Origin of the sequence: Agrococcus sp. ARC_14 (assembly GCF_022436485.1) — a bacterium.
GTDB lineage: Bacteria > Actinomycetota > Actinomycetes > Actinomycetales > Microbacteriaceae > Agrococcus.
In genome coordinates, this window is the sequence record NZ_JAKUDO010000001.1 from 1,401,228 (window position 1) to 1,424,969 (window position 23,742).

The 23,742-nt window shown below is 70.9% G+C and carries 24 protein-coding genes and 1 other RNA gene; 11 read left to right on the top strand and 14 right to left on the bottom strand.

Annotated features, from left to right (window positions below; all coding sequences use genetic code 11):
• Positions 1 to 63: 63 nt before the first annotated feature.
• Together smpB and MKD51_RS06995 are read left to right on the top strand one after the other, a co-directional pair.
• Positions 64 to 540: an SsrA-binding protein SmpB gene (gene smpB / locus MKD51_RS06990; RefSeq protein WP_240239614.1), complete on the top strand. Its 477-nt coding sequence runs from the start codon at positions 64 to 66 to the stop codon at positions 538 to 540.
• 108 nt (positions 541 to 648) lie between these two features.
• Entirely contained in the window at positions 649 to 1,677 is a 1,029-nt protein-coding gene (locus tag MKD51_RS06995) for a 6-phosphofructokinase (protein WP_240239615.1), read from the top strand.
• Here MKD51_RS06995 and MKD51_RS07000 read toward each other — a convergent pair.
• Entirely contained in the window at positions 1,625 to 2,692 is a 1,068-nt protein-coding gene (locus tag MKD51_RS07000; protein WP_240239616.1) for an acyltransferase, read from the bottom strand. The two genes, MKD51_RS06995 and MKD51_RS07000, sit on opposite strands and share 53 nt — an antisense overlap.
• A 201-nt stretch (positions 2,693 to 2,893) precedes the next feature.
• On the opposite strand from MKD51_RS07000, the gene ssrA reads away from it, so the two are divergent.
• Positions 2,894 to 3,264, top strand: a transfer-messenger RNA (tmRNA) gene (ssrA, locus tag MKD51_RS07005).
• A gap of 190 nt (positions 3,265 to 3,454) precedes the next feature.
• The gene (locus MKD51_RS07010) at positions 3,455 to 4,825 is read left to right on the top strand and encodes an aldehyde dehydrogenase family protein (protein WP_240239617.1); all 1,371 of its coding nucleotides are present in this window, start codon (positions 3,455 to 3,457) and stop codon (positions 4,823 to 4,825) included.
• A 65-nt stretch (positions 4,826 to 4,890) separates the two neighbouring features.
• Here MKD51_RS07010 and MKD51_RS07015 read toward each other — a convergent pair whose 3' ends face one another.
• Positions 4,891 to 5,181 (bottom strand): rhodanese-like domain-containing protein, encoded by a 291-nt coding sequence (locus tag MKD51_RS07015; RefSeq protein WP_240239618.1) that lies wholly within the window; start codon positions 5,179 to 5,181, stop codon positions 4,891 to 4,893.
• 47 nt (positions 5,182 to 5,228) lie between these two features.
• On the opposite strand from MKD51_RS07015, the gene MKD51_RS07020 reads away from it, so the two are divergent.
• Complete coding sequence (locus MKD51_RS07020; protein ID WP_240239619.1) at positions 5,229 to 5,699, top strand: VOC family protein; 471 nt, start codon at positions 5,229 to 5,231, stop codon at positions 5,697 to 5,699.
• A gap of 100 nt (positions 5,700 to 5,799) precedes the next feature.
• A complete protein-coding gene (locus tag MKD51_RS07025; RefSeq protein WP_240239620.1) occupies positions 5,800 to 6,273 on the top strand; it encodes a hypothetical protein in 474 nt (157 codons plus the stop codon).
• Between the two features lie 108 nt (positions 6,274 to 6,381).
• On the opposite strand, the gene MKD51_RS07030 is transcribed toward MKD51_RS07025, so the two are convergent.
• The 3 genes from MKD51_RS07030 to aroA are packed head-to-tail and all read right to left on the bottom strand — an operon-like array spanning position 6,382 to position 9,581.
• A complete protein-coding gene (locus MKD51_RS07030; RefSeq protein ID WP_240239621.1) occupies positions 6,382 to 7,167 on the bottom strand; it encodes an inositol monophosphatase family protein in 786 nt (261 codons plus the stop codon).
• A gap of 34 nt (positions 7,168 to 7,201) precedes the next feature.
• On the bottom strand, positions 7,202 to 8,242 hold the full coding sequence (gene rsgA / locus MKD51_RS07035; RefSeq protein WP_240239622.1) for a ribosome small subunit-dependent GTPase A: 1,041 nt from the start codon (positions 8,240 to 8,242) through the stop codon (positions 7,202 to 7,204).
• Between the two features lie 7 nt (positions 8,243 to 8,249).
• Complete coding sequence (gene aroA / locus MKD51_RS07040; RefSeq protein ID WP_240239623.1) at positions 8,250 to 9,581, bottom strand: 3-phosphoshikimate 1-carboxyvinyltransferase; 1,332 nt, start codon at positions 9,579 to 9,581, stop codon at positions 8,250 to 8,252.
• A gap of 95 nt (positions 9,582 to 9,676) precedes the next feature.
• Here aroA and MKD51_RS07045 point away from each other — a divergent pair, with 95 nt between their 5' ends.
• On the top strand, positions 9,677 to 10,282 hold the full coding sequence (locus MKD51_RS07045) for a sigma-70 family RNA polymerase sigma factor (RefSeq protein ID WP_240239624.1): 606 nt from the start codon (positions 9,677 to 9,679) through the stop codon (positions 10,280 to 10,282).
• The gene (locus MKD51_RS07050) at positions 10,279 to 10,536 is read left to right on the top strand and encodes a zf-HC2 domain-containing protein (RefSeq protein ID WP_240239625.1); all 258 of its coding nucleotides are present in this window, start codon (positions 10,279 to 10,281) and stop codon (positions 10,534 to 10,536) included. Before MKD51_RS07045 ends, MKD51_RS07050 begins: the two co-directional genes overlap by 4 nt.
• A 92-nt stretch (positions 10,537 to 10,628) precedes the next feature.
• Here the strand turns inward: MKD51_RS07050 and aceB are convergent, their stop codons facing one another.
• Together aceB and aceA are read right to left on the bottom strand one after the other, a co-directional pair.
• Positions 10,629 to 12,302, bottom strand: a complete 1,674-nt coding sequence (gene aceB / locus MKD51_RS07055; protein ID WP_240239626.1) for a malate synthase A — start codon at positions 12,300 to 12,302, stop codon at positions 10,629 to 10,631.
• 34 nt (positions 12,303 to 12,336) lie between these two features.
• Positions 12,337 to 13,635, bottom strand: coding sequence for an isocitrate lyase (gene aceA / locus MKD51_RS07060; RefSeq protein WP_240239627.1), 1,299 nt, complete (start codon positions 13,633 to 13,635; stop codon positions 12,337 to 12,339).
• Between the two features lie 148 nt (positions 13,636 to 13,783).
• On the opposite strand from aceA, the gene MKD51_RS07065 reads away from it, so the two are divergent.
• Positions 13,784 to 15,283 (top strand): helix-turn-helix transcriptional regulator, encoded by a 1,500-nt coding sequence (locus MKD51_RS07065; protein ID WP_240239628.1) that lies wholly within the window; start codon positions 13,784 to 13,786, stop codon positions 15,281 to 15,283.
• Here the strand turns inward: MKD51_RS07065 and MKD51_RS07070 are convergent.
• The 7 genes from MKD51_RS07070 to MKD51_RS07100 are packed head-to-tail and all read right to left on the bottom strand — an operon-like array spanning position 15,280 to position 21,963.
• Positions 15,280 to 15,750, bottom strand: coding sequence for an adenylyltransferase/cytidyltransferase family protein (locus MKD51_RS07070; RefSeq protein ID WP_240239629.1), 471 nt, complete (start codon positions 15,748 to 15,750; stop codon positions 15,280 to 15,282). The genes MKD51_RS07065 and MKD51_RS07070 overlap by 4 nt on opposite strands.
• Positions 15,747 to 16,829, bottom strand: coding sequence for an acyltransferase (locus MKD51_RS07075; protein WP_240239630.1), 1,083 nt, complete (start codon positions 16,827 to 16,829; stop codon positions 15,747 to 15,749). The genes MKD51_RS07070 and MKD51_RS07075 overlap by 4 nt, the downstream gene beginning before the upstream one ends.
• A complete protein-coding gene (locus tag MKD51_RS07080) occupies positions 16,826 to 17,767 on the bottom strand; it encodes a glycosyltransferase (RefSeq protein WP_240239631.1) in 942 nt (313 codons plus the stop codon). Before MKD51_RS07080 ends, MKD51_RS07075 begins: the two co-directional genes overlap by 4 nt.
• Positions 17,764 to 19,107, bottom strand: coding sequence for a hypothetical protein (locus MKD51_RS07085; protein ID WP_240239632.1), 1,344 nt, complete (start codon positions 19,105 to 19,107; stop codon positions 17,764 to 17,766). The genes MKD51_RS07080 and MKD51_RS07085 overlap by 4 nt, the downstream gene beginning before the upstream one ends.
• The gene (locus MKD51_RS07090) at positions 19,104 to 20,120 is read right to left on the bottom strand and encodes a glycosyl transferase (RefSeq protein WP_240239633.1); all 1,017 of its coding nucleotides are present in this window, start codon (positions 20,118 to 20,120) and stop codon (positions 19,104 to 19,106) included. Before MKD51_RS07090 ends, MKD51_RS07085 begins: the two co-directional genes overlap by 4 nt.
• Complete coding sequence (locus MKD51_RS07095; RefSeq protein WP_240239634.1) at positions 20,117 to 20,854, bottom strand: CDP-alcohol phosphatidyltransferase family protein; 738 nt, start codon at positions 20,852 to 20,854, stop codon at positions 20,117 to 20,119. Before MKD51_RS07095 ends, MKD51_RS07090 begins: the two co-directional genes overlap by 4 nt.
• Positions 20,855 to 20,895: 41 nt before the next feature.
• A complete protein-coding gene (locus tag MKD51_RS07100) occupies positions 20,896 to 21,963 on the bottom strand; it encodes a glycosyltransferase (RefSeq protein WP_240239635.1) in 1,068 nt (355 codons plus the stop codon).
• Between the two features lie 61 nt (positions 21,964 to 22,024).
• On the opposite strand from MKD51_RS07100, the gene MKD51_RS07105 reads away from it, so the two are divergent.
• On the top strand, positions 22,025 to 22,945 hold the full coding sequence (locus MKD51_RS07105) for a glycosyltransferase family 2 protein (protein ID WP_240239636.1): 921 nt from the start codon (positions 22,025 to 22,027) through the stop codon (positions 22,943 to 22,945).
• Positions 22,946 to 22,973: 28 nt separating this feature from the next.
• Positions 22,974 to 23,648, top strand: coding sequence for a hypothetical protein (locus tag MKD51_RS07110; protein WP_240239637.1), 675 nt, complete (start codon positions 22,974 to 22,976; stop codon positions 23,646 to 23,648).
• Positions 23,649 to 23,742: the final 94 nt, after the last annotated feature.

Sequence of the window (23,742 nt, forward strand, 5' to 3'; positions counted from 1 at the left end):
CTAGACTGAACGGCTGCCCAGCATCCGGGCAGCACCGACAGACACCGACTCCAGGAGCCACCCATGCCGCGCGAACAGGGCCACAAGGTCGTGGCGCAGAACCGCAAGGCGCGCCACGACTACACGATCGAGGATCGCGTCGAGGCGGGCCTCGTGCTCACGGGCACCGAGGTGAAGTCGCTGCGCGCTGGCAGGGCATCGCTCGTCGACGGCTACGCCTTCGTCGACGGTGGCGAGGCGTGGCTCGACGCCGTGCACATCCCGACGTACGGCCAGGGCACCTGGACGAACCATCCGCCGCGCCGCAAGCGCAAGCTGCTGCTGCACCGCGAGGAGATCGAGAAGCTCGCCGCGAAGGTGTCGCAGGGCGGCTACACGCTCGTGCCGCTGTCGCTCTACTTCTCTGACGGCCGCGCCAAGGTCGAGCTCGCGGTCGCGAAGGGCAAGCGCGAGTACGACAAGCGCCACGCGCTGCGCGAGCGGCAGGACAAGCGCGAGGCCGACCGCGCGATGCGCACGCGCAACCGCATGGGGGACTAGCCCGGCGACGTCGCCGTCGCTCGGCTCCCGCGTTCGACAGCGGTCGCCGCGCACGATTGAATGGTCGCGCCGGCAGGGTTCACCCAGGGCCTTCCGGTGGAAGGTGAAATGCGAGTCGGCATCCTCACGTCCGGAGGCGACAGCCCCGGACTCAACGCAGTCATCCGAGCAGCGGTGCTCACAGGCATGGTGCACCACGGCCTCGAGTTCGTCGGCATCCGCGACGGCTATCGCGGGCTCGTCGAGGGCGACGTGCGCGTGCTCAACCGCTCGTCGGTGCGCGGCACGAGCCGCATCGGCGGCACGATCCTCGGCACCAGCCGCACCAATCCGTATGAGGGGCCGAACGGCGGGCCCGAGAAGGTCAGGGCGACGCTCGATCGGCTCGGGATCGACGCCGTCATGGCGATCGGCGGCGAGGGCACGCTCGCGGCCGCCAATCGGCTTGCCGATGACGGCCTGCCGATCGTGGGTGTGCCGAAGACGATCGACAACGATCTCGCCGCCACCGACTACACCTTCGGCTTCGACACGGCGGTGCAGATCGCAACGGAGGCCGGCGACCGCCTGCGCACCACCGGCGACTCGCACATGCGCTGCATGGTGCTCGAGGTGATGGGGCGGCACGTCGGCTGGATCGCGCTCCACACGGGCATCGCCACGGGCGCGCACGTCACGCTCATCCCCGAGCAGCCGCGCTCGATCGAGTGGATCTGCGACTACGTGCAGTCGGTCTACGACCGCAACCGTGCGCCGCTCGTCGTGGTCTCGGAGGGCTTCAAGCTCGAGGGCATGGATGAGGCGCACTCCCACAAGGGCCTCGATGCCTTCAACCGGCCGCGGCTGGGCGGCATCGGCGAGCTGCTCGCGCCGATGATCGAGGAGCGCACCGGCATCGAGTCGCGCTCCACCGTGCTGGGGCACATCCAGCGCGGCGGCGCACCGAGCGGCGCCGACCGCGTGCTCGCGACGCGCTTCGGCCTCGCGGCGATCGACGCGATCGTCGAGCAGGCGTGGGGCACCATGGTGTCGCTGCGCGGCACTGACATCGTGCGGGTGCCGATGGCGGATGCGCTGGGTGACCTCAAGCGCGTGCCCGAGCATCGCTATCGCGAGGCGGAGCTGCTCTTCGGCTGACCCCGCTCGCGCTGCGGCGGCGACCGAGCGCAGTCGACGGGCGCTCGACCCATCGGTGCAGGACGGCTGCGAGGGCCAGCGACAGCGCGGCTGCCGCAAGCGGGCCGGCGATCGGGATCTGCCACAGCGGTGTGTGTCCGACGAGTTGGATGGCCGTGAGGTGGATGAGGTACAGCGAGTACGAGATGCCGCCGAGCCAGAGCAGTGGTCTGGCCAGGGCAACGTGGCGGATCGCGTAGAAGCCGGCGAAGAGCGCCAGGCCAGCGAGATAGGAGACGTTGAAGCCCATCGGCGGCCACACGCCCGGCTGCGGCTCGTTGCCCAGCGCCATGCCCAGGAGTGGCACGATGAAGACCGCTGCCGCGAGCAGCGGCCAGAACGAGCGGTCGCGCGCCACATCCCATCGGAAGAGGGCGAAGCCGAGCGAAGCTGTGAACAGCAGCAACGGCACGAGCGCCGAGTACGACGTGCCTGCCAGCAGGTTTGACATCGCCAGCACCCCGAACGCGGCGAGCCACAGCCAACCCGCCCATGACACCCAGTGCAGTCGCCGCACGAGCTTCGCGGCGACTGATTGCGAGTAGAAGGCGATCTCGATGCCGAGCGTCCAGGCAGGCGTGAGAATCGACCAACCGCCGATGACGCCCTGCACCATCGTCAGGTTGACGGCGATCGCGAACGCGCCCAGCTCCGCGGGCATCGGATTGCCGAGCATGAGCCAGGCCGTCAGCCAGATCGCGGTCGTGATCCAGTAGACGGGGTACAGACGCCAGAAGCGTCGGACGACGAATGTTCTCGCGGATTGTCCGCTCAGGGTGAGCCCCACCACGTAACCGGAGACGACGAAGAACGCGACGATCCCGAGCCTGCCGAGGTCCACGTGACTGTGCGCCCAGATCGAGTACTCGCGCGAGAGGGCTTCCACGGTGTGGTGCACCACCACCAGCAGCGAGGCGACCCCGCGGACGCCGTCGAGGAAGTCGAGTCGGCCGGCTGCGGTCGTTGCGTGCGCCATAGGGTCACCGTAGGAGCGCGCGGGCCGTTTTGAAACAATGTCTCAGAACCTTGAGGGGATCCAATGGCTGCGTCGGGCATCGCTGCGTCGCGCCCTTGCGGGGGCGACGTCCCGCGCGGTACTGTGGTGGGCTGGCCCAGCCAGCGCGCCGGACGCATCCGGCATTGGAAACTCAACAGCGTGCGACTCGCACCACTCCATGGGGATGATCGGTTTCGACAGCGCCTCAGTCGGAGCGGGAAGCGGGTAGAGGATGCAGGGTTATCTCTTGAACGCCCCCTGCAAACCAATAGGTGCCAACGCAAAGCGCACCGACTTCGCCCTCGCTGCATAAGCGAGCCTGAAGTCCGTCAGACCGGGTTCGCTCTCGCCCCGGATCCTGGCGTCATCTAGAGAGCTTGCTGCGCTCCTGCGTCACAGGGGCTCGCGGGACTAAAACTGTGACTGGGCTCGTCGACCTAGGTGCTCAGGACAAAGGTCGGAGCCGAGTAGAACGCTACCCCTGAGCTGCACCCGGAGAAGCCGCACGGTCCGAGCGTTGGACGGGGGTTCGATTCCCCCCATCTCCACCATCGGTCGAGTCGCACGCTGTTGAGCCTTTCGAGGCGCCGTCCCTCGGGGATGGTGCTCCGCGCTGTCTTCGGCATCGCGCTCGTCCTGCGCGCCGGCGTCCGGTACCTGCGAGCAGCCGCACGCCGCCACTTCGGCCAGCCGCTGGCGCCCACTAGCCTGGGTGCATCCGACGATGCGAGGAGGCAGATCGTGAGCGAGTACCGAGTCACCGACCCCTACACCGGCCAGGTCGTGAAGGAGTTCCCGACGGCCAGCGACGACGACATCCGAGCGGCCATCGAGCGCGCGCACACGGCGCATGCGACGTGGTCGACGACGCCGATCGCCGAGCGTGCCGCCGTCATCGCGAAGGCGGCTGACGCCTTCGCCGCCCGCTCGCGGGAGCTCGCCGAGATCATCCGCACCGAGATGGGCAAGCCCATCGACCAGGGCATCTTTGAAGCCGAGTTCTCGAGCGAGATCATCCGCTACTACGCCGACAACGCCGAAGCGTTCCTCGCCGACGAGGTGCTCGAGGTGCGCTCGGGCGTCGACGCGCGCGTGCGCAAGGCGTCGCAGGGCGTCATCCTCGGCATCATGCCCTGGAACTACCCCTACTACCAGGTCGCGCGCTTCGCCTTCCCGACCCTCGTGCTCGGCAACACCGTGCTGCTCAAGCACGCGCCGCAGTGCCCGTGGTCGGCCACCGTGATCGTCGAGATCCTCGCAGAGGCGGGCCTGCCGGCTGGCGCCTACGAGAACATCTTCGCCACGAACGACCAGATCGGCGAGCTCGTGATCCCCGACCCGCGCGTGCGCGGCATCTCGCTCACCGGCTCCGAGCGTGCCGGTGCAGCGGTCGCCGAGATCGCCGGCCGCAACCTCAAGAAGGTCGTGCTCGAGCTCGGCGGATCCGACCCCTTCATCGTGCTGTCGACGGACGACATGGATGCCGTGGTCGAGGCCGCCGTCGAGGCACGGATGGAGAACTCGGGCCAGGCGTGCAACGCCTCGAAGCGCTTCATCGTCGTCGACGAGCTGTTCGACGACTTCTCGTCGAAGCTCGCGGCAGCGCTCTCCGCGCTCGAGGTGGGGGAGGCCGCCGACGAGGGCGCCCTGGTGGGCGCACTGTCATCGCAGGCGGCCGCCGACCGCCTGCGCGAGCAGGTCGGCTCGGCGATCGCCGAGGGGGCGCAGATCGTCGTGGGCGACGTCGCCGAGTCGGGCGACACGCGCGTGCAGCCCGCGCTGCTGGGCGGGGTCACCGAAGGCATGGACGCGTATCGCGAGGAGTTCTTCGGCCCGGTCGGCACGATCTACCGCGCGAAGGATGTCGACGATGCCGTGCGCATCGCCAACGGCACGCCCTTCGGCCTCGGCTCGCGCCTGTGGTGCACCGATGCCGAGCTCGCCATGGCGGTGGCCGACCGCCTCGACGCGGGCATGGTCTCGATCAACGGCGCGGGCGCCGAGGACTACGACATGCCCTTCGGCGGCACCAAGCGCAGCGGCTTCGGCCGTGAGCTCGGCCCGCACGGCATGGAGGAGTTCATGAACAAGAAGCTCATCGTCGCGAGCTAGACGCGTTCGCCGCCTACTCGATGACCGTGGTGGTCAGGTCTCGATGACCGTGGCGGTGGGTGTGGTCAGACGACCGCGCCCACCATCGGGCGGCCGTCCGCCGCCCAGGCGAGCGTGCCGCCCGAGACGTTCACCGCATCCAGCCCCTGATGCTCGAGGTAGGCGACGACCTGGGCGCTGCGGGCGCCGGAGCGGCAGATGATCGCCGCGCCGTCCGGCACCTCGTGCAGCCGCTCCACGATCTCGCCCATCGGGATGTGGATCGCGCCGTCGGCGTGCCCCAGCTGCCACTCGTGCGGCTCGCGCACGTCGACGATCGGGCGGTCGGCGGTCTCGGCAGGGGTGATCTCGCGCATGGATTCCAGGCTACCGAAGCCGCGGATGCAGGAGGACGATGACCGGCATGGACACCAGCACCTGCATCTGGTTCGACGGGCGCATCGAAGAGGCGGCCGAGTGCTACGTCTCCCTCGTGCCCGGCTCGTCGATCGGCACCATCACGCGCTATCCCGATCCCAACCCGTTCCCGAGCGGCGGCGCGGGCGACGCGCTCACGGTCGAGCTCACGCTCGCAGGCACCCCCTACATGCTGCTCAACGGTGGTCCGCAGTTCCCGCTCACCGAGGCGGTCTCGATCGTGGTCGTGGTCGACGGGCAGGAGGAGGTCGACCGGCTCTGGGATGCGCTCGTCGCCGACGGCGGCGCGGAGTCGGTGTGCGGCTGGTGCAAGGATCGCTTCGGCCTCTCGTGGCAGGTCGTGCCGCGCCGCTACCTGGAGCTCGCGGCGGGTCCGAGCGGGGCCGCGGTCAACGAGGCGATGATGCGGATGCGCAAGCTCGACATCGCGGCGCTCGAGGCGGCCGCCGCGGGGTGAGCGACCGGCTCGCTCCGACGGGCGACATCCAGGTGCCTGTGCGGATGCTGTGCGAGGCTCGAGGCGCGCGTGACGGTCATGCGCACGAGAGGAACCCGCCATGCAGCTCCGACCCATCTCCGCACTGGCGCTGACCGCCGCGCTCGCCCTCGGCCTCGTCGGCTGCATGAGCACGCCGCCGGACGCCGCCGAGGAGACCAGCCCCGAGACCAGCCAGTCTGACTCCGGTGAGACGACCGAGACCACCGACGCGGCCGCCGAGCCCGACGCCGGCAACCCCGACGCCCCCATCGAGGGCTGGCCTGCGGAGGTGCCCGTGCCCGACGGCGAGCTGCAGCAGGATGCATCGGCAGCCGGCCAGATCGTCGGTGCCTTCCAGGTCGCCGACACCGGTGTCTCCGATGCCTACGCCGCCGAGCTCGAGGCCGCGGGCTTCGCCCCCATGGAGGGCGGCGCGACCGAGATCGCCGGCACGGTCGCGACGGTCTACCAGGGTGACACCCACATCGTCGCGATCTCGACCGTCGAGGCGGGCGGCACCGTCCTGCTGAGCGTCGCGATCCAGGCGCTCTGAGCACCGGCGTCGATCGCGGTCGACGCAAGACAGGCCCTGCGGCCGGGTGCGAGCCCGCCGCGGGGCCTGATCCGTCAGCGCGGGGCGCCCGTCAGCGCGCGGCGTCCGTCAGCGCGTGAGGCGCTCGAGCAGCGGCGCGTGCAGGTGCCCGTTGGTCGCCAGCGCGGTGCCGTGCCAGGGGCCGGGTGCGCCGTCGATCGACGTGAACGTGCCGCCCGCCTCCTCGATCACGGGCACGAGCGCGGCCATGTCGTACGGCTGCAGGTCGAACTCGGCCACCGCATCCACGGTCCCCTCCGCCAGCAGCATGTAGCTCCACGCGTCGCCATAGGAGCGCGCCCGCCACACGTCGCGCTGCAGCGCCACGAGGTCGTCGATCCGGCCGGCGCCGTCCCAGCCCTGGATCGAGTTGTACGAGATCGCCGACTCCGCCAGTGTCGCCACGCCCGAGACCTGCAGCCGCTCGGGCGTCGCCGCACCTGCCGCGAGCTTCCACGCGCCCTGCCCCTTCGCCGCCCACCAGCGCGCGCCGAGCGCGGGGGCGGAGACGACGCCGACGACCGGAACGCCGTCGACCGCCAGCGCGATGAGCGTCGCCCAGATGGGCACCCCGCGCAGGAAGTGCGCCGTGCCGTCGATCGGGTCGATGATCCACTGGCGCGCCGCGTCGCCCGCCTGCCCGAACTCCTCGCCGAAGATCGCATCGTCCGGCCGCTCGGCGGCGAGCAGGTCGCGGATGCGCTGCTCGACCGCGCGGTCGGCGTCCGTCACGAAGGTGGTGTCGGGCTTCGTCGCGATCTGCAGGTCGCGAGCGCCGAAGCGGTCGGAGGAGATGGCGTCGGCGGCGTCTGCGAGCCGCAGCGCCAGGGCGAGATCGTCGTCGGAGCGGGTCACGCCTCCAGCGTAGGCCTCTGCGCTGCCCGCCCGCTCACTCCTGGTGCCGCAGCTCGCGCGCGGCGAGGAGCGTGCCGAGCACGCGCTGCATCGAGTCGACGCGGCGGGGCTCGAGCCTGCCGTCGGCGGCAGCGATCGCGAGCTCGCAGTACTGCTCGTCGACCAGGTGCGTGCAGCCGCGCGGGCAGTCCTCCGCGACCTCTGCGAGATCGGGGAAGCCGCGCAGCACGCTGCCGGTCGCGACGTGCCCGAGACCGAAGGAGCGCACACCGGGCGTGTCGATGATCCAGCCGTCGCCGAGCCGGAACGACACCGTCGATGACGAGGTGTGGCGGCCACGGCCGGTGACGGCGTTGACGTGGCCGACGGCGCGGTGCGCGTCCGGCACGACAGCGTTCACGAGCGTCGACTTGCCGACGCCCGAGTGGCCGACGGCGACGGTCGTGTGGCCGGCCAGCCGCTCGCGCAGCGCCTCGGCGGGCGGGTCGTCGATGGAGGAGCGCCAAACCTCGATGTCGAGCCCCGCGAAGTTCGCCAGGAAGGGCTCGGGGTCGGCGACATCTGTCTTCGTCATCACCAGCACGGGCGTGATGCCCGCATCGAACGCCGCGATGAGGTAGCGGTCGACCATGCCCGCGCGGGGCGGCGGATCGGCGGAGGCGACCACCATCAGCATGACGTCGGCATTCGCGACGATGACGCGCTCGATGACATCCGCGTCGTCTGCCGAGCGTCGCAGCACGGTCGTGCGCGGCTGGATGCGCACGATGCGGGCGAGCGAGCCGGTCTCGCCGGTGGTGTCGCCGACGACGTCGACGCGGTCGCCCGCGACGATCGCCTGCTTGCGCAGCTCACGCGCCCTGGCGGCGGTCACGACCGCCTCGTCGGGCTCGCCGACGCGCACAGCGAGCGTGTAGCGGCCGCGGTCCACCGTGGTCACGATGCCGGTGACGGCGTCCTCGTGCTCGGGACGGTGCTTCGAGCGCGGCCGGTTCGCCTTCGGGTTCGGCCGCTCGCGCACGCTCGACTCGTCGTACTCCTCGTAGGGGTCCTCGAACTCCTGCATCCAGCTCATGCGCCGCTCATCCTCGACCGTCGAGCATCGCGGCCCAGAGCTCTGGGAACTCGGGGATCGTCTTCGCGGTCGCGCCGATGTCATCGACCTCGATGCCGGGCACGCGCAGCCCGACCACGGCGGCGGCGGTGGCGATGCGGTGGTCGTCGTAGGCGCCCCACTCGCCGCCCGTGAGCGGTGCAGGCTCGACGCGGATGCCATCCGGCAGCGAAGTGGCGCGGCCGCCGAGCGCGGCGATGTTGTCGACCAGGGCCTGGATGCGGTCGGTCTCGTGCCCGCGGATGTGGCCGATGCCGGTCACCTCCACCGGCGCCGAGGCGATGGCGCCCAGCGCGATGATCGTGGGGGAGAGCTCGCCGGCCGCGTGCATGTCGAGCGTGGCACCGGGGATCGCGCCACCGACGGCTTCGACCGTCAGGGACCCATCCGCCACCGAGCTCGATGCGCCGAACGCCGCGAGCAGCTCCGGCAGCATGGCGCCCACCTGCGTCGTCTGCGCCGGCCATCCGTCGAGCACGACGCGGCCGCCCACTGCCACGACCGCCGCGAGGAAGGGCGCAGCGTTCGAGAGGTCGGGCTCGATCTGCTCGTCGAGCGCAGCGATGGCGCCGGGCTCGACGCGCCAGGCTGCCGCGCCGGACGCACCGGTCTCGAGCGGGCCGGCTTCGACGCCGCGCTGTCGCAGCGCCGCGAGGGTCATCTCGATGTGCGGCATCGAGGGCAGGCGCTCGCCGCGGTGGCGCAGCGTGAGCCCCCGCTCGAAGCGGGGAGCCGCGAGCAGCAGCGCGGAGACGAACTGGCTCGAGGCGCTCGCGTCGATCTCGAGCTCGCCGCCCACGATGCCGCCGGCCCCGTGCACCGTGAACGGCAGCCGCGGCTCGTCGGCGTCGACCCGCACGCCAAGGCCCCGCAGCGCGGCGATCGTCTGCTCCATGGGTCGCTTGCGCGCGTGCGGATCGCCGTCGAACGAGACGGGGCCGTCGCCGAGCGCGGCGACGACGGGCAGGAAGCGCATGGCGGTGCCCGCGAGGCCGCAGTCGATGTGCCCGCCGCCGGCGATCGGCTGCGGCACGATGGCGAGGTCGGGGCCGAATGCCCCATCGCCGGACACCTCTCGGATCACAGCGCCGAGCGCACGCAGGCCGTCGGCCATGATCGTCGCGTCCCGGCTGCGGAGCGGGCGGTGGAGCGTCGAGGGGCCGTCGGCGAGCGCCGCCAGCAGCAGCGCGCGGTTCGTGAGGCTCTTCGAGCCCGGCAGCTGCACGCGCGCGTCGAGCCTGGCGGTCGCGGTCGGTGCCGTCCATCGCCGTGCTGTGTGGGAATGATCTGCCTGGCTCATCGGTTGCAATCTATCGGTCAGGGAGAGTTCCGGAGGAGGTGCCTGTGCCCACTGCGACACTGCGCGAGCGCGAGGCGACACTAGACTCGCGGGCGATGACAAGCGAACAGGCCGAGGCCAGCAAGCGCGACGACTTCGCAGAGCAGGCGATGCAGTACGCCGACCAGCTCTACGCGGCCGCGATGCGCATGACGCGCAACCCGGCAGATGCCGCGGATCTCGTGCAGGAGACGCTGCTCAAGGCCTATGCCGCGTACGGCTCGTTCAAGCAGGGCACCAATCTGCGCGCCTGGCTCTACCGGATCCAGACCAACACCTACATCAACACCTACCGCAAGCAGCAGCGCCGCCCCTTCGAGGCCCCGCTCGATGACATGGAGGAGTGGCAGATCGGCGACGCCGAGTCGTTCACTGCCATGTCGTCGCGCAGCGCAGAGGCCGAGGCCATCCACCGCATGCCCTCCGGCATCGTGAAGGATGCGCTCCAGCAGGTCCCCGTCGACTTCCGGATGGCGGTCTACTGGGTCGACGTCGAGGGCCTCAGCTACGCAGAGACGGCCGAGGTCATGCAGACTCCGGTCGGCACCGTCATGAGTCGCCTGCACCGCGGCCGCAAGCTGCTGCGCGGCATGCTGGCCGACTACGCGGCAGAACAGGGCATCGCTGTGCAGGCGAGCACCGACAAGGAGAAGAAGTCGTGACCACGCTCGATGAGAAACAGGACTGTACCCAGGCGCGGGCAGCGCTGGAGGAGTACCTCCACAAGGAGCTGTGCGCTGAGGACGCCGCCGATGTGCGCTCCCACCTCGACACCTGCGAGGAGTGCTCGGCAGAGCATCACGTGGGCGAGACGCTGACCGTCGCCCTGCAGGGTGCATGCAAGGACCGCGCGCCCGAGGAGCTGCGCGAGCGGCTGCTCGAGAGTCTGCGTGCTGCGAAGGCGCAGCACGCCTGACCCTTCGAGACCGCCGCTCGCTCACTGGCTCAGCCAGCAACAGGAAGGCGGGACCCCGATCGGGGGTCCCGCCTTCTGCGTGTGCTGGAGGATCAGGCTGCCTCGCGCTCCTCGTCGGCGTCCTGCACGTCGGGAGCCGAGGCATCCGTCACCGGGATGGGACCGGTCGTCGCACGCTCCACGCCCTCCGCGAGGTAGCGCTCGGTGCCCGCGAGCGTGAGGAAGGCCGGGTAGGTCGTCTCCAGCGCGATCTCGCGGAACAGCGCGATCGCCTCGCGGTAGCGATTGCCCTTGCTGCGCTCGAAGCCGCGGTCGAGCTCGTCGACGATGGACTCGCAGCGCTCGCGAGTGATGGTGCGACCGTCAGCGGTCTGCGACTCGTTGTAGATCCACTGCCAGATCTGCGAGCGGGAGATCTCGGCGGTCGCCGCATCCTCCATCAGCGAGTGGATGGCGACGGCGCCGTGGCCGCGCAGCCACGCCTCCATGTAGCGGATGCCGATCTCGATGTTCGAGCGGAGGCCCGTCTCGGTGATCTCGCCGGGCGTCGTCGACAGGTCGATGAGCGCTGCGGCGTCGACCGCGACGTCCTCCCGGCTGCGGTCGAGCTGGTTGTGCCGCTCGCCGAGCACGGCGTCGAACGCCTCGCGGCAGGTCGACACGAGGCCCGGATGCGCGACCCAGGAGCCGTCGAATCCGTCGCCGGCCTCGCGGGACTTGTCGCTCGCGACTGCCGACAGCGCCCGCTCGGTGGCCTCCGGATCCTTGGCGCTCGGCACGAAGGCCGCCATGCCGCCGATGGCGTGCGCGCCACGACGGTGGCATGCACGCACGAGCTGCTCGGTGTAGGCGCGCATGAAGGGCGCCGTCATCGTCAGCTGCGCCCGGTCGGGGAGCACGAACTCCGGCCCGCGGAGGCGGAACGCCTTGATCATCGAGAACAGGTAGTCCCAGCGTCCGGCGTTGAGGCCCGCAGAGTGCTCGCGCAGCTCGAAGAGGATCTCCTCCATCTCGAACGCGGCAGTGATCGTCTCGATCAGCACGGTCGCGCGGATGGTGCCCTGCGGGAGGACCAGCAGCTGCTGCGCCATCACGAAGACGCGGTTCCACAGCCGCGCCTCTGCATGGTTCTCGAGCTTCGGCAGGTAGAAGTACGGGCCTGAGCCGCGAGCGATGAGCTCGTCGGCGTTGTGGAACACGTGCAGGCCGAAGTCCACCAGCGAGCCAGACATCGGCTTGCCGTCGACGATGATGCGGTGCTCGTCGAGGTGCCAGCCACGGGGCCGCACGACGATCGTCGGCGTCTCTGCGGCGGTGACGCGGTACTCCTTGCCCTCCGGGCTCGTGAACTCGATCTGCTGGCGGATCGCGTCCTGCAGGTTGACCTGGCTGGCGATGACGTTGCGCCACAGCGGGCTCGAGGCATCCTCGCAGTCGGCCAGCCAGACCTTGGCTCCCGAGTTGAGCGCGTTGATGGTCATCTTGCGCTCGATGGGGCCGGTGATCTCGACGCGGCGATCCTCGAGGCCGGGGGCCGGCGGCGCGACCCTCCAGCTGCTGTCCTCGCGGATGCGCCTGGTCGACTCGAGGAAGCGCGGGGTCTCACCGTCGGCGAAGGCGGCGCGCCGCTTGCGGCGATCCTGCAGCAGCTGCTGGCGCGTCGGCTCGAAGGCGTCGTGCAGCTCGAGCAGGAACGACAGGGCGTCGTGGGTGAGCACGCGCTCCTGGCCCTCGGCGGTGGCGGTGATGCGGATGCGGATGTTCATGTCGTCTTCCTCCTTCTGCTGTCTGTGGTGCTGCTCAATGGAACTGCTCGGACTCGGTGGAGCCGGCCAGAGCCAGCGTCCCCGAGCTCGGGTTGAGGGCGGTCGCGACCTGGTCGAACCAGCCCGTTCCCACCTCGCGCTGGTGCTTGGTGGCGGTGTAGCCCTGCGCCTCTGCGGCGAACTCGCGCTCCTGCAGGTCGACGTAGGCCGACATGTGCTGCTCGGCGTAGCCCTTCGCGAGGTCGAACATCGAGTGGTTCAGCGCGTGGAAGCCGGCCAGCGTGATGAACTGGAAGCGGTAGCCCATGGCGCCGAGCTCGCGCTGGAAGGCGGCGATCTGGTCGTCGTCGAGGTGCTTCTTCCAGTTGAACGAGGGCGAGCAGTTGTAGGCCAGCAGCTGGTCGGGGAACTCGCTCTTGATGCCCTCGGCGAAGGCGCGGGCGACCTCGAGGTCGGGCTTGCCGGTCTCCATCCAGAGCAGGTCGGCGTATTCGGCGTAGGCGCGGCCGCGGGCGATGCAGGGCTCGATGCCGTTGCGCACCTCGTAGAAGCCCTCGCTCGTGCGGCCGCCGGTGAGGAACGGCTGGTCGCGCTCGTCGACGTCGCTCGTGAGCAGCGTGGCCGCCTCGGCGTCGGTGCGGGCGATGATGACGCTCGGCACGTTCTCGACGTCGGACGCCAGGCGCGCAGCGTTCAGGGTGCGTGCGTGCTGCTGCGTCGGGATGAGCACCTTGCCGCCCAGGTGGCCGCACTTCTTCTCGCTCGCGAGCTGGTCCTCCCAGTGCACGCCCGCCGCGCCCGCGACGATCATGCTGCGCATGAGCTCGAAGGCGTTGAGTGGGCCGCCGAAGCCGGCCTCGGCGTCGGCGACGATCGGCGCGAACCAGTCGGCCACCGTCGGGGTGCCCTCGCTGCGCTCGATCTGGTCGGCGCGCTGCAGCGCGTTGTTGATGCGCCGCACGACGGCCGGCACCGAGTTGGCGGGGTAGAGCGACTGGTCGGGGTAGGTCTGACCCGAGAGGTTCGCGTCGGCCGCGACCTGCCAGCCCGAGAGGTAGATGGCCTCGAGGCCGGCGCGCACCTGCTGCACCGCCTGGTTGCCGGTGAGGGCGCCGAGGGCACGCACGGGCGTCTCGTCGGTGTGGAGGCGCTCGAAGAGACGCTCTGCACCCCGACGGGCGAGGGTGTGCTCCTCGACGACGGAGCCGCGGAGCCGCACGACGTCGGCGGCGGAGTAGTCGCGCTTGACGCCGGTCCAGCGGGCGTCGGCCGCCCACTCGAGCTCGAGCTCTGCGGCTTCGGTGGCCAGCTGGCTGTCGTGCTGCTCCGTCATGGTGTCCTCCTCGTTCGTCGGGGTCCTGATCACCCCGTCGGTGGTCGTGAGCACAACTCTGGGTGCAGATCTGCACAGATGGTGGTGGATGCGTTGATGAAGTTCTTCATTTCTGCCACGGTGCGCAGTTCTGTCGTATGGTGCTCGCATGACCACCGCACGCACCGCATCCGGCACCGCATCCGGCACCTGGAACCGGCCAGACCGCTCGGCGCCCGAGCCGCAGCAGGTCGATGCGCTGCAGCTCGGCAAGTCGCTGCGCCACGCGCGCAAGCAGGCCGGGCTGACGCTCGACGCCGTCCGCGACGCCGTCGGGCTCGCGCCCTCGCAGCTCTCGGGCTTCGAGAACGGCAAGCGCGAGGCGCGGTTCTCGCAGCTGCAGCAACTCACGGCGCTCTACGGCGTGACGCTCGAGCAGCTCACCGGCACGGCGCCGCCCTCTGCTCGCGCGGCGATGGAGCTGCGGCTCGAGCGCGCGATGCAGTCCTCGACCTGGCAGCAGAAGCGGCTGCCGACGATGCGCGTCGGGCCGCGCACGCCAGACGACGTGCTGACGACGATGCTCGCGCTCGTCGACGAGCTCGATCGGGTCGCGGAGGAGCGCGTGGCGACGCCGGAGGAGGCGCGGAGGTCGAACACGCAACTGCGTGGCGAGATGCGCGCCCGCGACAACCACTTCCCGGAGATCGAGGCGGAGGCCGCGGCGATGCTCGCGAAGGTCGGCTACCAGGCCGGGCCGCTCTCGCAGCACCTCATCGCCGCGATCACCGAGCGGCTCGGCTTCTCGGTGCACCATGTGGGCGACCTGCCGCACTCGACGCGCTCAGTGATGGACTACAAGCGCAAGCGCATCTACCTCTCGCGCTCGAGCCATACGGGGCACGACCCCCGCTCCGTGCTGCTGCAGGCGCTCGGGCACCACGTGCTCGGGCACTCGGTGCCGGCGGACTACGGCGGCTTCCTGCGCCAGCGCATCGAGACGAACTACTTCGCGGCAGCGCTGCTGATGCCCGAGCGCACGGCGAGCGAGTTCCTGCTCGCGGCGAAGCAGGAGCGGCAGCTGGCGGTCGAGGATCTGCGGGATGCGTTCGCGGTGTCCTACGAGACGGCGGCGCACCGGCTGACGAACCTCGCGACGGTGCACCTGGGCATCCGCCTGCACTTCCAGAAGGTGCACGAGTCGGGGATCATCTACAAGGCGTACGAGAACGACGGCGTGACCTTCCCCGCCGACCACACGGGCGCGATCGAGGGGCAGCCGGTGTGCAAGCACTGGACGAGCCGCGAGGTGTTCGATGTCGCCGACAAGGTCAACCCCTTCGAGCAGTACACCGAGACCCCCGCGGGCACCTTCTGGTGCACGGCGATGACAGAGCGCAGCCAGAGCGGCGAGTACTCGCTCTCGATCGGCGTGCCATTCTCGGAGGCGAAGTGGTTCCGCGGCCGGGCGACGAAGGAGCGCTCCGTGTCGCGCTGCCCCGACCCGTCGTGCTGCCGCCAGCCTCCCGTGGAGCTCGCCGAGGAGTGGTCGGGGAAGGCGTGGCCGAGCGCCAGGGCGCACTCGCACCTGCTCGCCGCGCTCCCGCCCGGCGCCTTCCCGGGCGTCGACGAGACCGAGGTCTACAGCTTCCTGGCGTCGCGGGACTAACGGCCGACGGCGACGGCGCGCGCGGGCCGTGCCGCCGCATCCGACATCTCGTCGAGACGAGCGAGTGCCCGTCGCAGCGCGGTGCTCGAGGTGTGCGCCGTGTAGGGGAAGTAGACGATCTCGACGCCGACCTCTGCGAACTCGCGCTCGAGCCGCGCCCCCTTCTCGGTGCCGCGCCAGTCGTCGCCCTTGAAGAAGTGGGTGAACCCCACCTCGCGCCAGGTGTCGAGCTTGTCGGGCACCGTCTCGACGTGCACACGGTCGACCCAGCGGATGGAGCGCACGATCTCGACCCGCTCGAGCGTCGGGATCACGGGCTCGACGCCCTTGACCTCGCGCAGCATCTCGTCGCTGACCACACCGGCGACGAGCTCGTCGCAATGCTCGCGCGCGTGCCGCAGCACGTTGAGGTGCCCGACGTGGAAGAGGTCGAAGCCTCCTGCGGCGTAGCCGATGCGTGTCGTCATCGATGGGCTCCTTCTTCGACCGCCGACGGCGGATGCTGTGCGGATGCTGGTCGGGGCGGCCTGCCGCCGTAGGGGAGCACGCGCTGCAGCCATCGCGTGACCGGATCCTCGGCGAAGCGATAGAGCAGCACGCTCGCGAGGATCGCGACGGCGACGGAGCCCACCACGGCGAGCCATCCGACCTGCAGCCCGATGACAGCGAACGCTGCCGGCACCGCCGGGGCGATGAGCGGGTGGAAGAGATAGAGCGAGTAAGCGCCGTTGCCGAGCGTGACGAAGAGCTGCGGCAGGCGCTCGAGCTGCTTCTCGGCCAGCATCACGAAGATCAGCAGGGCCGCGATCACCGTGATGCGGATGAGGCTGTCGAGACGCGTCGGCTGCAGGATGAAGTGCAGGGCGTAGACCCAGACCATACCGGCGACGAAGAGCCAGGCGGAGCGCTTGGCCGCGTAGACGCCGACGACCAGGCCGAGGATGTAGTAGATCAGCCGCGGGTCGAAGTAGATCAGCATGGGATCGAACTCGGCCGGCCGCAGCAGTCCGCCAAGGGCGCACAGCGACAGGATGATGCCGGTCACGAGCACGGGTCGCCAGCCGATGACAAGTGCGAGCATGAAGACGACCGCGAAGAAGGTCTCGAACAGCAGCGTCCACGCGACGCCCAGGAGCGGAGCGATATCGCCGTCGATGTTGACCGACGGCAGCAGCACATACGACCTCGCGACCATGCCCCAGTCGAGCGTCGCGTGCAGCACGGCGGCGGGCGCGACGATGAGCACTGCGAGCTTGACGGTGGTTGCGACCCAGTACATCGGCAGGATGCGGATGCCGCGGCGCACGATGTAGTACTTCCAGCCATCGCTGCGCGCGCGGAAGCCTCGGGTCGCGACCACCGCCACGAAGCCGCTGATCGCGAAGAACAGCTCGACGGCGCCGATGCCCCAGACCGGCACGCTCGAGTCGAGCCGCTCGTGCGCGTACAGCAATGAGTGGTGGAGGACGACGCTGCTCGCCGCGACGAACCGCAGCGCCTGGAGGCCGCGGAATTGCGTGCGAACCGCACCGGCCTGCGTCGTCATGCGATCGCTCCCTGTGGTTCGCGTGCGTACTCCCGATGCAGGTGGCCGCCGGCGGCGGCCACCATGCCGAGGCCCCGGTAGGCGGTGCGCATGCCTCGTGCGTCGGCGGTGAGGTCGCCGGTGACGCGGCCGACCAGGTGACGGAGCCAGCCCGCGACCGCACGCGCGCAGCCGCCGGTGAGGCGACGCGCGCGGATCAGCAGCTGGGCGTGCGGCCGCTGCGCCAGCCGCAGCTCGACGTGCACGGCCGTGTTGCCGCCATTGAATGCGCGGCGCATCGCCCAGGCGCGGGTCACGCGGTCGGCCGGCACGGCGTCCTCCGCCTGCGACTCGTCGCACCAGACGATGCGACCGCCCGCCGCGATCAGCTGCTTCGAGAACAGCGTGTCCTCGCCGCCCGCGAGGCCGAGCGTCGGATCGAAGCCAACGCCCGCCGAGCGCGCCTGCGCCAGGTCGACGAGCAGGTTGCCGCACGCCGCGGCCTGCAGCTCGAGACCGGTGGGACGGCTGCGGCGCCGGAAGACGCCGGTCGCGAGCACCCAGGGATCGGCGTCCTCGTCGAACACCGAGATCACCCGCCCCATCACCGCTGCGGCGCCGGTGCGCCGCCAGGTGGCGACCAGCTCTGCGAGCCAGCCCGCCAGCGGCACCTCGTCGTCGTCGATGAAGGCGATCGCGTCGCAGTCGGCGGCTGCGTCGAGCAGCCGGTTGCGCACCGCGGCGATGCCAGGGGTCGGCTCGACGGCGTAGCGCACGGGCACGGCGGCGGTGCTCGCGACATCGCGTGCGGTGCCGGATGCGTCGTTGTCGACCACGAGCACGACCACCTCGACGTCACCGGTCACCTCGGCGATGCGCGCGGGCATCGCCGCGAGCAGCTCGGCGAGCCGCTCTGGGCGCCGATAGGTCGGGATGCCGACGGCGATGCGGGAGCTCATGCGGCCTCCCGGTACTCGCTGCGGATGAAGCGCATCTTGCCGCCCACCTGCGGGATCTCGGCGACGCGCTCGACGGCGATCGGCACGAGCCCGCGCAGCGCCTGCCGCAGCCGTCGCTCGGCGCCTGCGATGCCTGCCTCGGCGGCCGTCGCATCGGCGGGGTTCGGGATGCAGCGCAGCGTCACCCCACCATCGGCCGCCTGCACGATCTCGAACTGCCGCACCGAGAGCGGCGCGTCGTCGAAGATGTGCCCCAGCGCACCCGCGATCGTCGTCCCGTCAGGCAGCCGCACCGCATCCGACGCCCGTCCCGCGATCGCGCCGAGGCGCGGCAGGCCGCGGCCGCACGCGCATGTGCCGCGCAGTCGGCGGCTGATGTCGCCGATGCGATAGCGGATGACGGGGAAGACGCGATTCGTCAGGTCGCTCGCGACCACCGAGCCCTCGGTGCCGTCCGGCAGCGGGCGATCGTCCTCGCCCAGGATCTCCACGCGCCGCACGTCGGCGAAGACGTGCAGCCCGTCGTGCTCGGCGCACTCGCCGGCCAGCCACGGCACCTCCGCCGAGCGGTAGTGGTCGTGCACCGGCGCGCCGAACGCCGCCTCGATCTCGGCGCGGGTGCCAGGGGCGAGCGGTGCCGCCGTGACCGCGATCGCGTGCGGCGGCTCGAGCGTGGTGCCGAGCCGGTCGAGCCTGCGCGCGAGGTCGAGCACGCCGCCGCCGTAGCCCAGCAGGAACCGTGGGCGCACCCGCTGCCACTGCGCCGCGAACGCCCGCGCTGCGTCGTCGTCGATGTGGAAGGCATCCAGCTGGATGTGCCGGGACGGCCACCAGGAGAGGCCATGACGGATGCGCGCGCCGCCCTGGTGCATGTGGCGGGTGAGGATGCCCCGGTCGTCCCAGGGGCGCACACCCCACCACGAGAACAGCCGCCATTCGAGCGCGCGGGCCGGGAATCGCAGGTCGCGCTGGATGTGGAGCGGCAGCCCGGTGCTGCCACCCGTCTTCGAGGTGGCAGCGGTGCGGTCAGTGGCCTCGTCGGTGCGGATGCTCTTGCCGTGCTCGCGCAGCATCGCCTTGTCGACCAGCGGGAGCACGGTGAAGGCGTCGGGGTCGGCGAGATCGCTGGGGCGGAAGCCGTGATCGCGGTAGTAGTCCCGGTAGAAGGGGCTGTGCTCCATCGCGAAGCGTGCATGGTCGGCGGCGCGACGCAGCGAGAGCTCCTCGATGCGCTTGGGGGGGAGCGCATCCGCCTCGCGGAAGGCCTCGAGGGCCGCGACGCTCGAGCGCCCAGCGACGGCGAGCTTCGCGCGGAACGCGGCCTCGGCGAGCGCGCTCATGCCTGGGCTCGCTTGATCTCGACCGCGCGCCGGTACGCGTCGGCGTGGTCGGCGGCGGTGCGCGCCCACTCGCGGAGCGTCAGATCGGGCTGAGCGCCCGCCGGGATCGCCTCGACTCCGGCAAGCGCCGCGAGCAGCTGGTCGCCGCGCAGCTCGCCGTCGTACATGTGCACCCAGGCGTCGCCGACCTCGAGCGCGAGCGCCTCGTTGACGGGGTTCCGCGGCACGAGCACCGGTCGGTCGAGCGAGAGGGCGGCCAGCACGCTGCCCGAGTTGTGCATGAAGCGGTAGGCGAGCACGACGAGCTCCGACTGCGTCGCGAGCCGCACAAGCTCGTCGTCGGGGAGGAATCGCAGCCGCATGTCGACGTTCGGCAGCGACTCGGCGCGCTGCTGCAGCGTCTCGGCGAGCTCCGGGGTCGAGGGGCGTCCGCCGATCTCGAGGCTGAGGTCGGCGCGGTGGCTGCTGGCATCGGCGTAGGCGTCGACGAGCACACCGACGTTCTTGTAGCGCCGCACGCCACCGAAGGCACTGATGCGTCCGCGCACCCGCTGGGCGCGTGGCTGCCCGGCGTACCAGTCGCGGTAGTGGCCGTGGGGGATGCGCGCGTGCGGTCGCCCGTCGAGCTGCGTCTCGGAGTTGAGCGCGATCAGCAGATCGGCGTCGCGCTCGATCCTGGCCAGCAGGGCGCGGCGGAGTCGGCCGTCGTCGGGCAGCTCGACGTTGTGCACCGTGCGCACGACCGCGATGCGGTGCGAGAGGCGCAGCCGCAGCCACAGGGCGGCGGTGAGCGCGGTCTTGCCCGCGGTCCGCCACCAGGTCGAGCCGTGGAGCTTGCCTTCGGGCCAGTGCCAGTGGAAGACGTCGTAGTCGCCCACGAGCGCCCGCCGCCAGTCGAATCGCAGGTGCAGCACCTCACCGGAGTCGCCCAGAGCGCGGTCGAGCATCGTGATGTAGGGGTTGGTCGTGGGGCGCGGAGCGCGGAACGACTGCATGACCCGCAGCTGCGTCATGACGGCGTCTCGAGTGCACGCAGCGAGCGGTGCCAGCGCGCGGCGGCGACCACCAGCAGCAGTGCGTTGACTGCTGCGAGCGCGGTGTACAGCGGCACGAAGGCGGCGGGCAGCCACAGCAGCAGGAACAGGATGCAGAGCAGCCCGTAGTCGTTGGGGACGACCAGGAGGGAGTACAGCACCGAGGTGCCGCCCCGTCGCTCTGCGACCGGCGCGTCGGGGTGCTCGAGCCGGTGGATGCGTCGCAGCAGATCGACGGCGATGATGCCGAAGAAGAAGGTGCTGGCGATCGCCGCGAACGCGGCAGGCACGATCAGCAGCCGCGGATCGAGCACCGGGTAGCGCAGCCAGGCCGCCAGCACCGCGAGGTGGATAGTGACCGCCTTCGCGGCGTCGAACATGTGGTCGAGCCACTCACCCGAGTGCGAGAAGGAGCCGGTGAGCCGCGCGAGTTGCCCGTCCGCCGAGTCGAGGGCGTACCCGAGCACCAGCAGCACCGCGATGAGGACCGAGGACCACCAGGCGATCGGCAGCAGCGCGATCGCCGCGATCCCGGCGAAGGTGCATGCCCCGCTCACGAGCGTCACCTGCGTCGGCGTCATGCCGAGCGTCGCAGCGGTGGCGGCGAGGGGGCGGCCAAGGGGACGGTTGACGAACCGCGAGTATGCGGGCGCGCCCCTCGACGACTTCTGCGCTGTGCGCAGCTGAGCCATGACTTCGCTGATGCCGGTCATAGTGTGACGCCTCCCCGGTTGAGGAGGATTCAATCACACCGTTATGGTTCGCGTATCCCTGCGTTGGCGCAAGATTTCCGCAGTCGTTGCACGACCTGCTGCCAGCTCCAGCGATCCAGCGCCGCCTGCCGAGCATCCGGCGACGGCTCGGCTCCCCATGCCGCATCGACGGCGGCGCCGAGCGCGTGAGCCACCGCATCCGGTGCCACGAACCGCGCAGCAGCGCCCATGGTCTCGCGATGCACCGCGATGTCGCTGACGAGCAGGGGAGCGCCGAGGGCGAGCGCCTCGAGCGGCGTGAGGCCGAAGCCCTCGTCGAGGGAGAGGCTGATGGCGAGGCTCGCGTGCCGGTAGAGCCAGGCGATCTCGGCATCGGTGAGCCTGCCGGCGATGCGCACGGCATGCGGGTCGGGCAGCGTGGCGAGCGCGGCGTCGAGATCACCTGCGACGCCGGAGTGCGCGCCGGAGCCCACCACGATCAGCGGCGAGTCCGCCGTGACGCGCTCGCTCGCTCCCGCTGCGGCGATGGTGGCAGCGAGGTTCTTGCGCACGTTGAGCCTGCCGACCGTGAGGGCGAAGGACGTGAGGTCTGCCGCGATCTGCGGGCGCACGGGCTCTTCGTCGACGATCGCGGGGGTGGGGCCCAGGCCGATGGCGGCGACCGGCGCGAGGTGCGGCGCGACACGCTCGATGCGCGCCGCCTCGGTGGCCGAGGAGGTCGCCACGAGGCGCGCGCGGCGGGCGCTCGGCAGCATGGCGGAGAAGTAGACGCGCTCCGCGCGGCTGAACCACTCGGGGTGGTCGACGAACATCGCGTCGTGGACGAAGACAGCGCTCGTGCCGGTGAGCGGCGCGAAGTTGTGCGCGATGACCAGATCGGCGCCGCTGCCGCCGAGCTCGAGCGCGTTCGAGACGCCCTGCGGCCACAGCGCGGTGCGCCGCACGCCGACGCCCGCGGGGAGGCCGTCGGCATCTGCGCCCCTGCGCAGCGCGACCGCCACCTGGTCCTCGGGGAACGCGCGTCGCCAGGCCAACAGGATCTCGCGCTGCACGGTGCGGTTCGCCGCCGGGCCGTCTGCCCACCAGTAGCCATCGAAGAGCACCCGCATCCGACCTCCAGGTCGCGGCTTACACTACCCAGGACCGAGCGACGACGAACAAGGGGGCCGCGTGCGAGGGCTGGCGATCGTCGTGGTGAGCTACGGTTCGAGCGCGCTGCTCGCGCAGCACCTGGCGATGACCGCGGCGGCGGTGCCGGAGGCACGCGTCGTCGTGGTCGACAACTTCAGCACCGCTCAGGAACGGGCCGCCGTCACGGCGCTCACCAAGCGGATGGGGTGGGATCTCGTCGCGCTCGATGACAACACCGGGTTCGGTGGCGGGGTGAATGCGGGCGTCGCCCACGCGCTCGAGCATGGCGCGGCGGCGATGCTGGTGCTCAACCCGGACGCGAGCATCGACCGGCAGGGAGTCGAGGCGCTCGCGGCGGCGGGGGATGCGCGCACGCTGCGCTCGCCGGTCGTGCGCAGCCCCTCGGGGCGCGTGTGGTTCTCGGGGCTCGACATCGACCTCGTCGACGGTGAGATCCGGCATCCGAAGCGCCGTCCGGAGCACCCGGACGGGCGGCCGGTGCCCTGGCTGTCTGGCGCCTGCCTCTGGATCACCCGCGAGGTGTGGGAGCTCAGCGGCGGCTTCGACCACGACTACTTCCTCTACTGGGAGGACGTCGACTTCTCCCGCCGCGTGGTCGAGCGCGGCGGCGAGCTGCTGGTGGTCCATGGGGCGGTTGCGCTCCACGACGAGGGCGGCACCCACAAGGAGACGAGCCAGCGCGAGGAGGCGAAGTCGGAGCTGTACTACTACTGGAACATCCGCAACCGGATGCGCTTCGCGGCCGGGCATCTGGACGCGGACGGGATCCGTCGCTGGCAGCGGCGCTCGCTGCCGGCGGCCTGGCGGATCGTGATGCGCGGCGGCAGGCGGCAGCTGCTGCGACCGATCAGGCCGCTGCGAGCGCTGTGGCGAGGCCTGCGCGATGGCAGCCGGATCGCTGAGGAAGCCCTGAGTCGGCGCACGGAGCTGCAGACGTAGACTTCCGACACGGTCGAGGGAGGCTGCCATGGTCGAGCGGACCTCCGCACAGCGTCGATGGATCATCATCGCTGCTGCCGCACTGCTGATCGTCGTCGGGATCGTCTGGGCGGCTGTCGCAGCCGGGGGCGGCGCGACGCCGACTGCACCGACCGACAGCGCCTCCGCGGCGCCCTCCGTCGATCCCAGCGCCGACCCCTCAGCGACCTCGGCCCCACCGGCGACACCGGCAGCCACCCCGCCGCCGGCCGCGACCACTGCAGCACCACCGGCATCCGATGCACCCATCGCCCCGGAGGCGGAGCCCGTCGCACCGACGGAGGTCGCCGAGCAGGAGGTCTCCGACGGTGAGACCGTGCGCGTCGAGCTCGCGCAGATCGAGCAGGTCGACGGCCAGGCGATCGCGCCCGGTGAGATCGCCGGCCCCGCCGTGCGGCTCACGATCGAGGTCAGCAATGCCACGAGCGAGCCCCTGAATGCGGGCCTCATCGTCGTGAACGCGTACTTCGGCGACGCGCGCAGGCCCGGCAACTCGCTCATGCAGCCCGGCGGCAGCCCGTTCGGCGGCAGCATCGCGCCGGGGGAGTCGGCAGCGGGCGTGTACCTCTTCGAGGCGGGCGACGCCGAGCTCGCCGATGTGCTCGTCGGCGTCGACGTCGTGCCCGGGCAGCCGACCTTCACCTTCCGCGGCGACCTGCGCTGATCGCGCTTCCTGTGGAAACCTGAAGAAAACACTGTTCGGAAACTGGTGGTGCCGCAGTGGTGGCATTCGTACAGTGACCCCAGGCCGTGCGATG

Excerpts from the sequence above, each read along its gene's own strand:
- smpB (WP_240239614.1), top strand. The coding sequence starts at position 64 with ATGCCGCGCGAACAGGGCCACAAGGTCGTGGCGCAGAACCGCAAGGCG.
- MKD51_RS06995 (WP_240239615.1), top strand. The coding sequence starts at position 649 with ATGCGAGTCGGCATCCTCACGTCCGGAGGCGACAGCCCCGGACTCAAC.
- MKD51_RS07000 (WP_240239616.1), bottom strand. The coding sequence starts at position 2,692 with ATGGCGCACGCAACGACCGCAGCCGGCCGACTCGACTTCCTCGACGGC.
- MKD51_RS07015 (WP_240239618.1), bottom strand. The coding sequence starts at position 5,181 with ATGCGCGAGATCACCCCTGCCGAGACCGCCGACCGCCCGATCGTCGAC.
- MKD51_RS07020 (WP_240239619.1), top strand. The coding sequence starts at position 5,229 with ATGGACACCAGCACCTGCATCTGGTTCGACGGGCGCATCGAAGAGGCG.
- MKD51_RS07025 (WP_240239620.1), top strand. The coding sequence starts at position 5,800 with ATGCAGCTCCGACCCATCTCCGCACTGGCGCTGACCGCCGCGCTCGCC.
- rsgA (WP_240239622.1), bottom strand. The coding sequence starts at position 8,242 with ATGAGCTGGATGCAGGAGTTCGAGGACCCCTACGAGGAGTACGACGAG.
- aroA (WP_240239623.1), bottom strand. The coding sequence starts at position 9,581 with ATGAGCCAGGCAGATCATTCCCACACAGCACGGCGATGGACGGCACCG.
- MKD51_RS07045 (WP_240239624.1), top strand. The coding sequence starts at position 9,677 with ATGACAAGCGAACAGGCCGAGGCCAGCAAGCGCGACGACTTCGCAGAG.
- aceB (WP_240239626.1), bottom strand. The coding sequence starts at position 12,302 with ATGAACATCCGCATCCGCATCACCGCCACCGCCGAGGGCCAGGAGCGC.
- aceA (WP_240239627.1), bottom strand. The coding sequence starts at position 13,635 with ATGACGGAGCAGCACGACAGCCAGCTGGCCACCGAAGCCGCAGAGCTC.
- MKD51_RS07065 (WP_240239628.1), top strand. The coding sequence starts at position 13,784 with ATGACCACCGCACGCACCGCATCCGGCACCGCATCCGGCACCTGGAAC.
- MKD51_RS07070 (WP_240239629.1), bottom strand. The coding sequence starts at position 15,750 with ATGACGACACGCATCGGCTACGCCGCAGGAGGCTTCGACCTCTTCCAC.
- MKD51_RS07075 (WP_240239630.1), bottom strand. The coding sequence starts at position 16,829 with ATGACGACGCAGGCCGGTGCGGTTCGCACGCAATTCCGCGGCCTCCAG.
- MKD51_RS07080 (WP_240239631.1), bottom strand. The coding sequence starts at position 17,767 with ATGAGCTCCCGCATCGCCGTCGGCATCCCGACCTATCGGCGCCCAGAG.
- MKD51_RS07085 (WP_240239632.1), bottom strand. The coding sequence starts at position 19,107 with ATGAGCGCGCTCGCCGAGGCCGCGTTCCGCGCGAAGCTCGCCGTCGCT.
- MKD51_RS07090 (WP_240239633.1), bottom strand. The coding sequence starts at position 20,120 with ATGACGCAGCTGCGGGTCATGCAGTCGTTCCGCGCTCCGCGCCCCACG.
- MKD51_RS07095 (WP_240239634.1), bottom strand. The coding sequence starts at position 20,854 with ATGACCGGCATCAGCGAAGTCATGGCTCAGCTGCGCACAGCGCAGAAG.
- MKD51_RS07100 (WP_240239635.1), bottom strand. The coding sequence starts at position 21,963 with ATGCGGGTGCTCTTCGATGGCTACTGGTGGGCAGACGGCCCGGCGGCG.
- MKD51_RS07110 (WP_240239637.1), top strand. The coding sequence starts at position 22,974 with ATGGTCGAGCGGACCTCCGCACAGCGTCGATGGATCATCATCGCTGCT.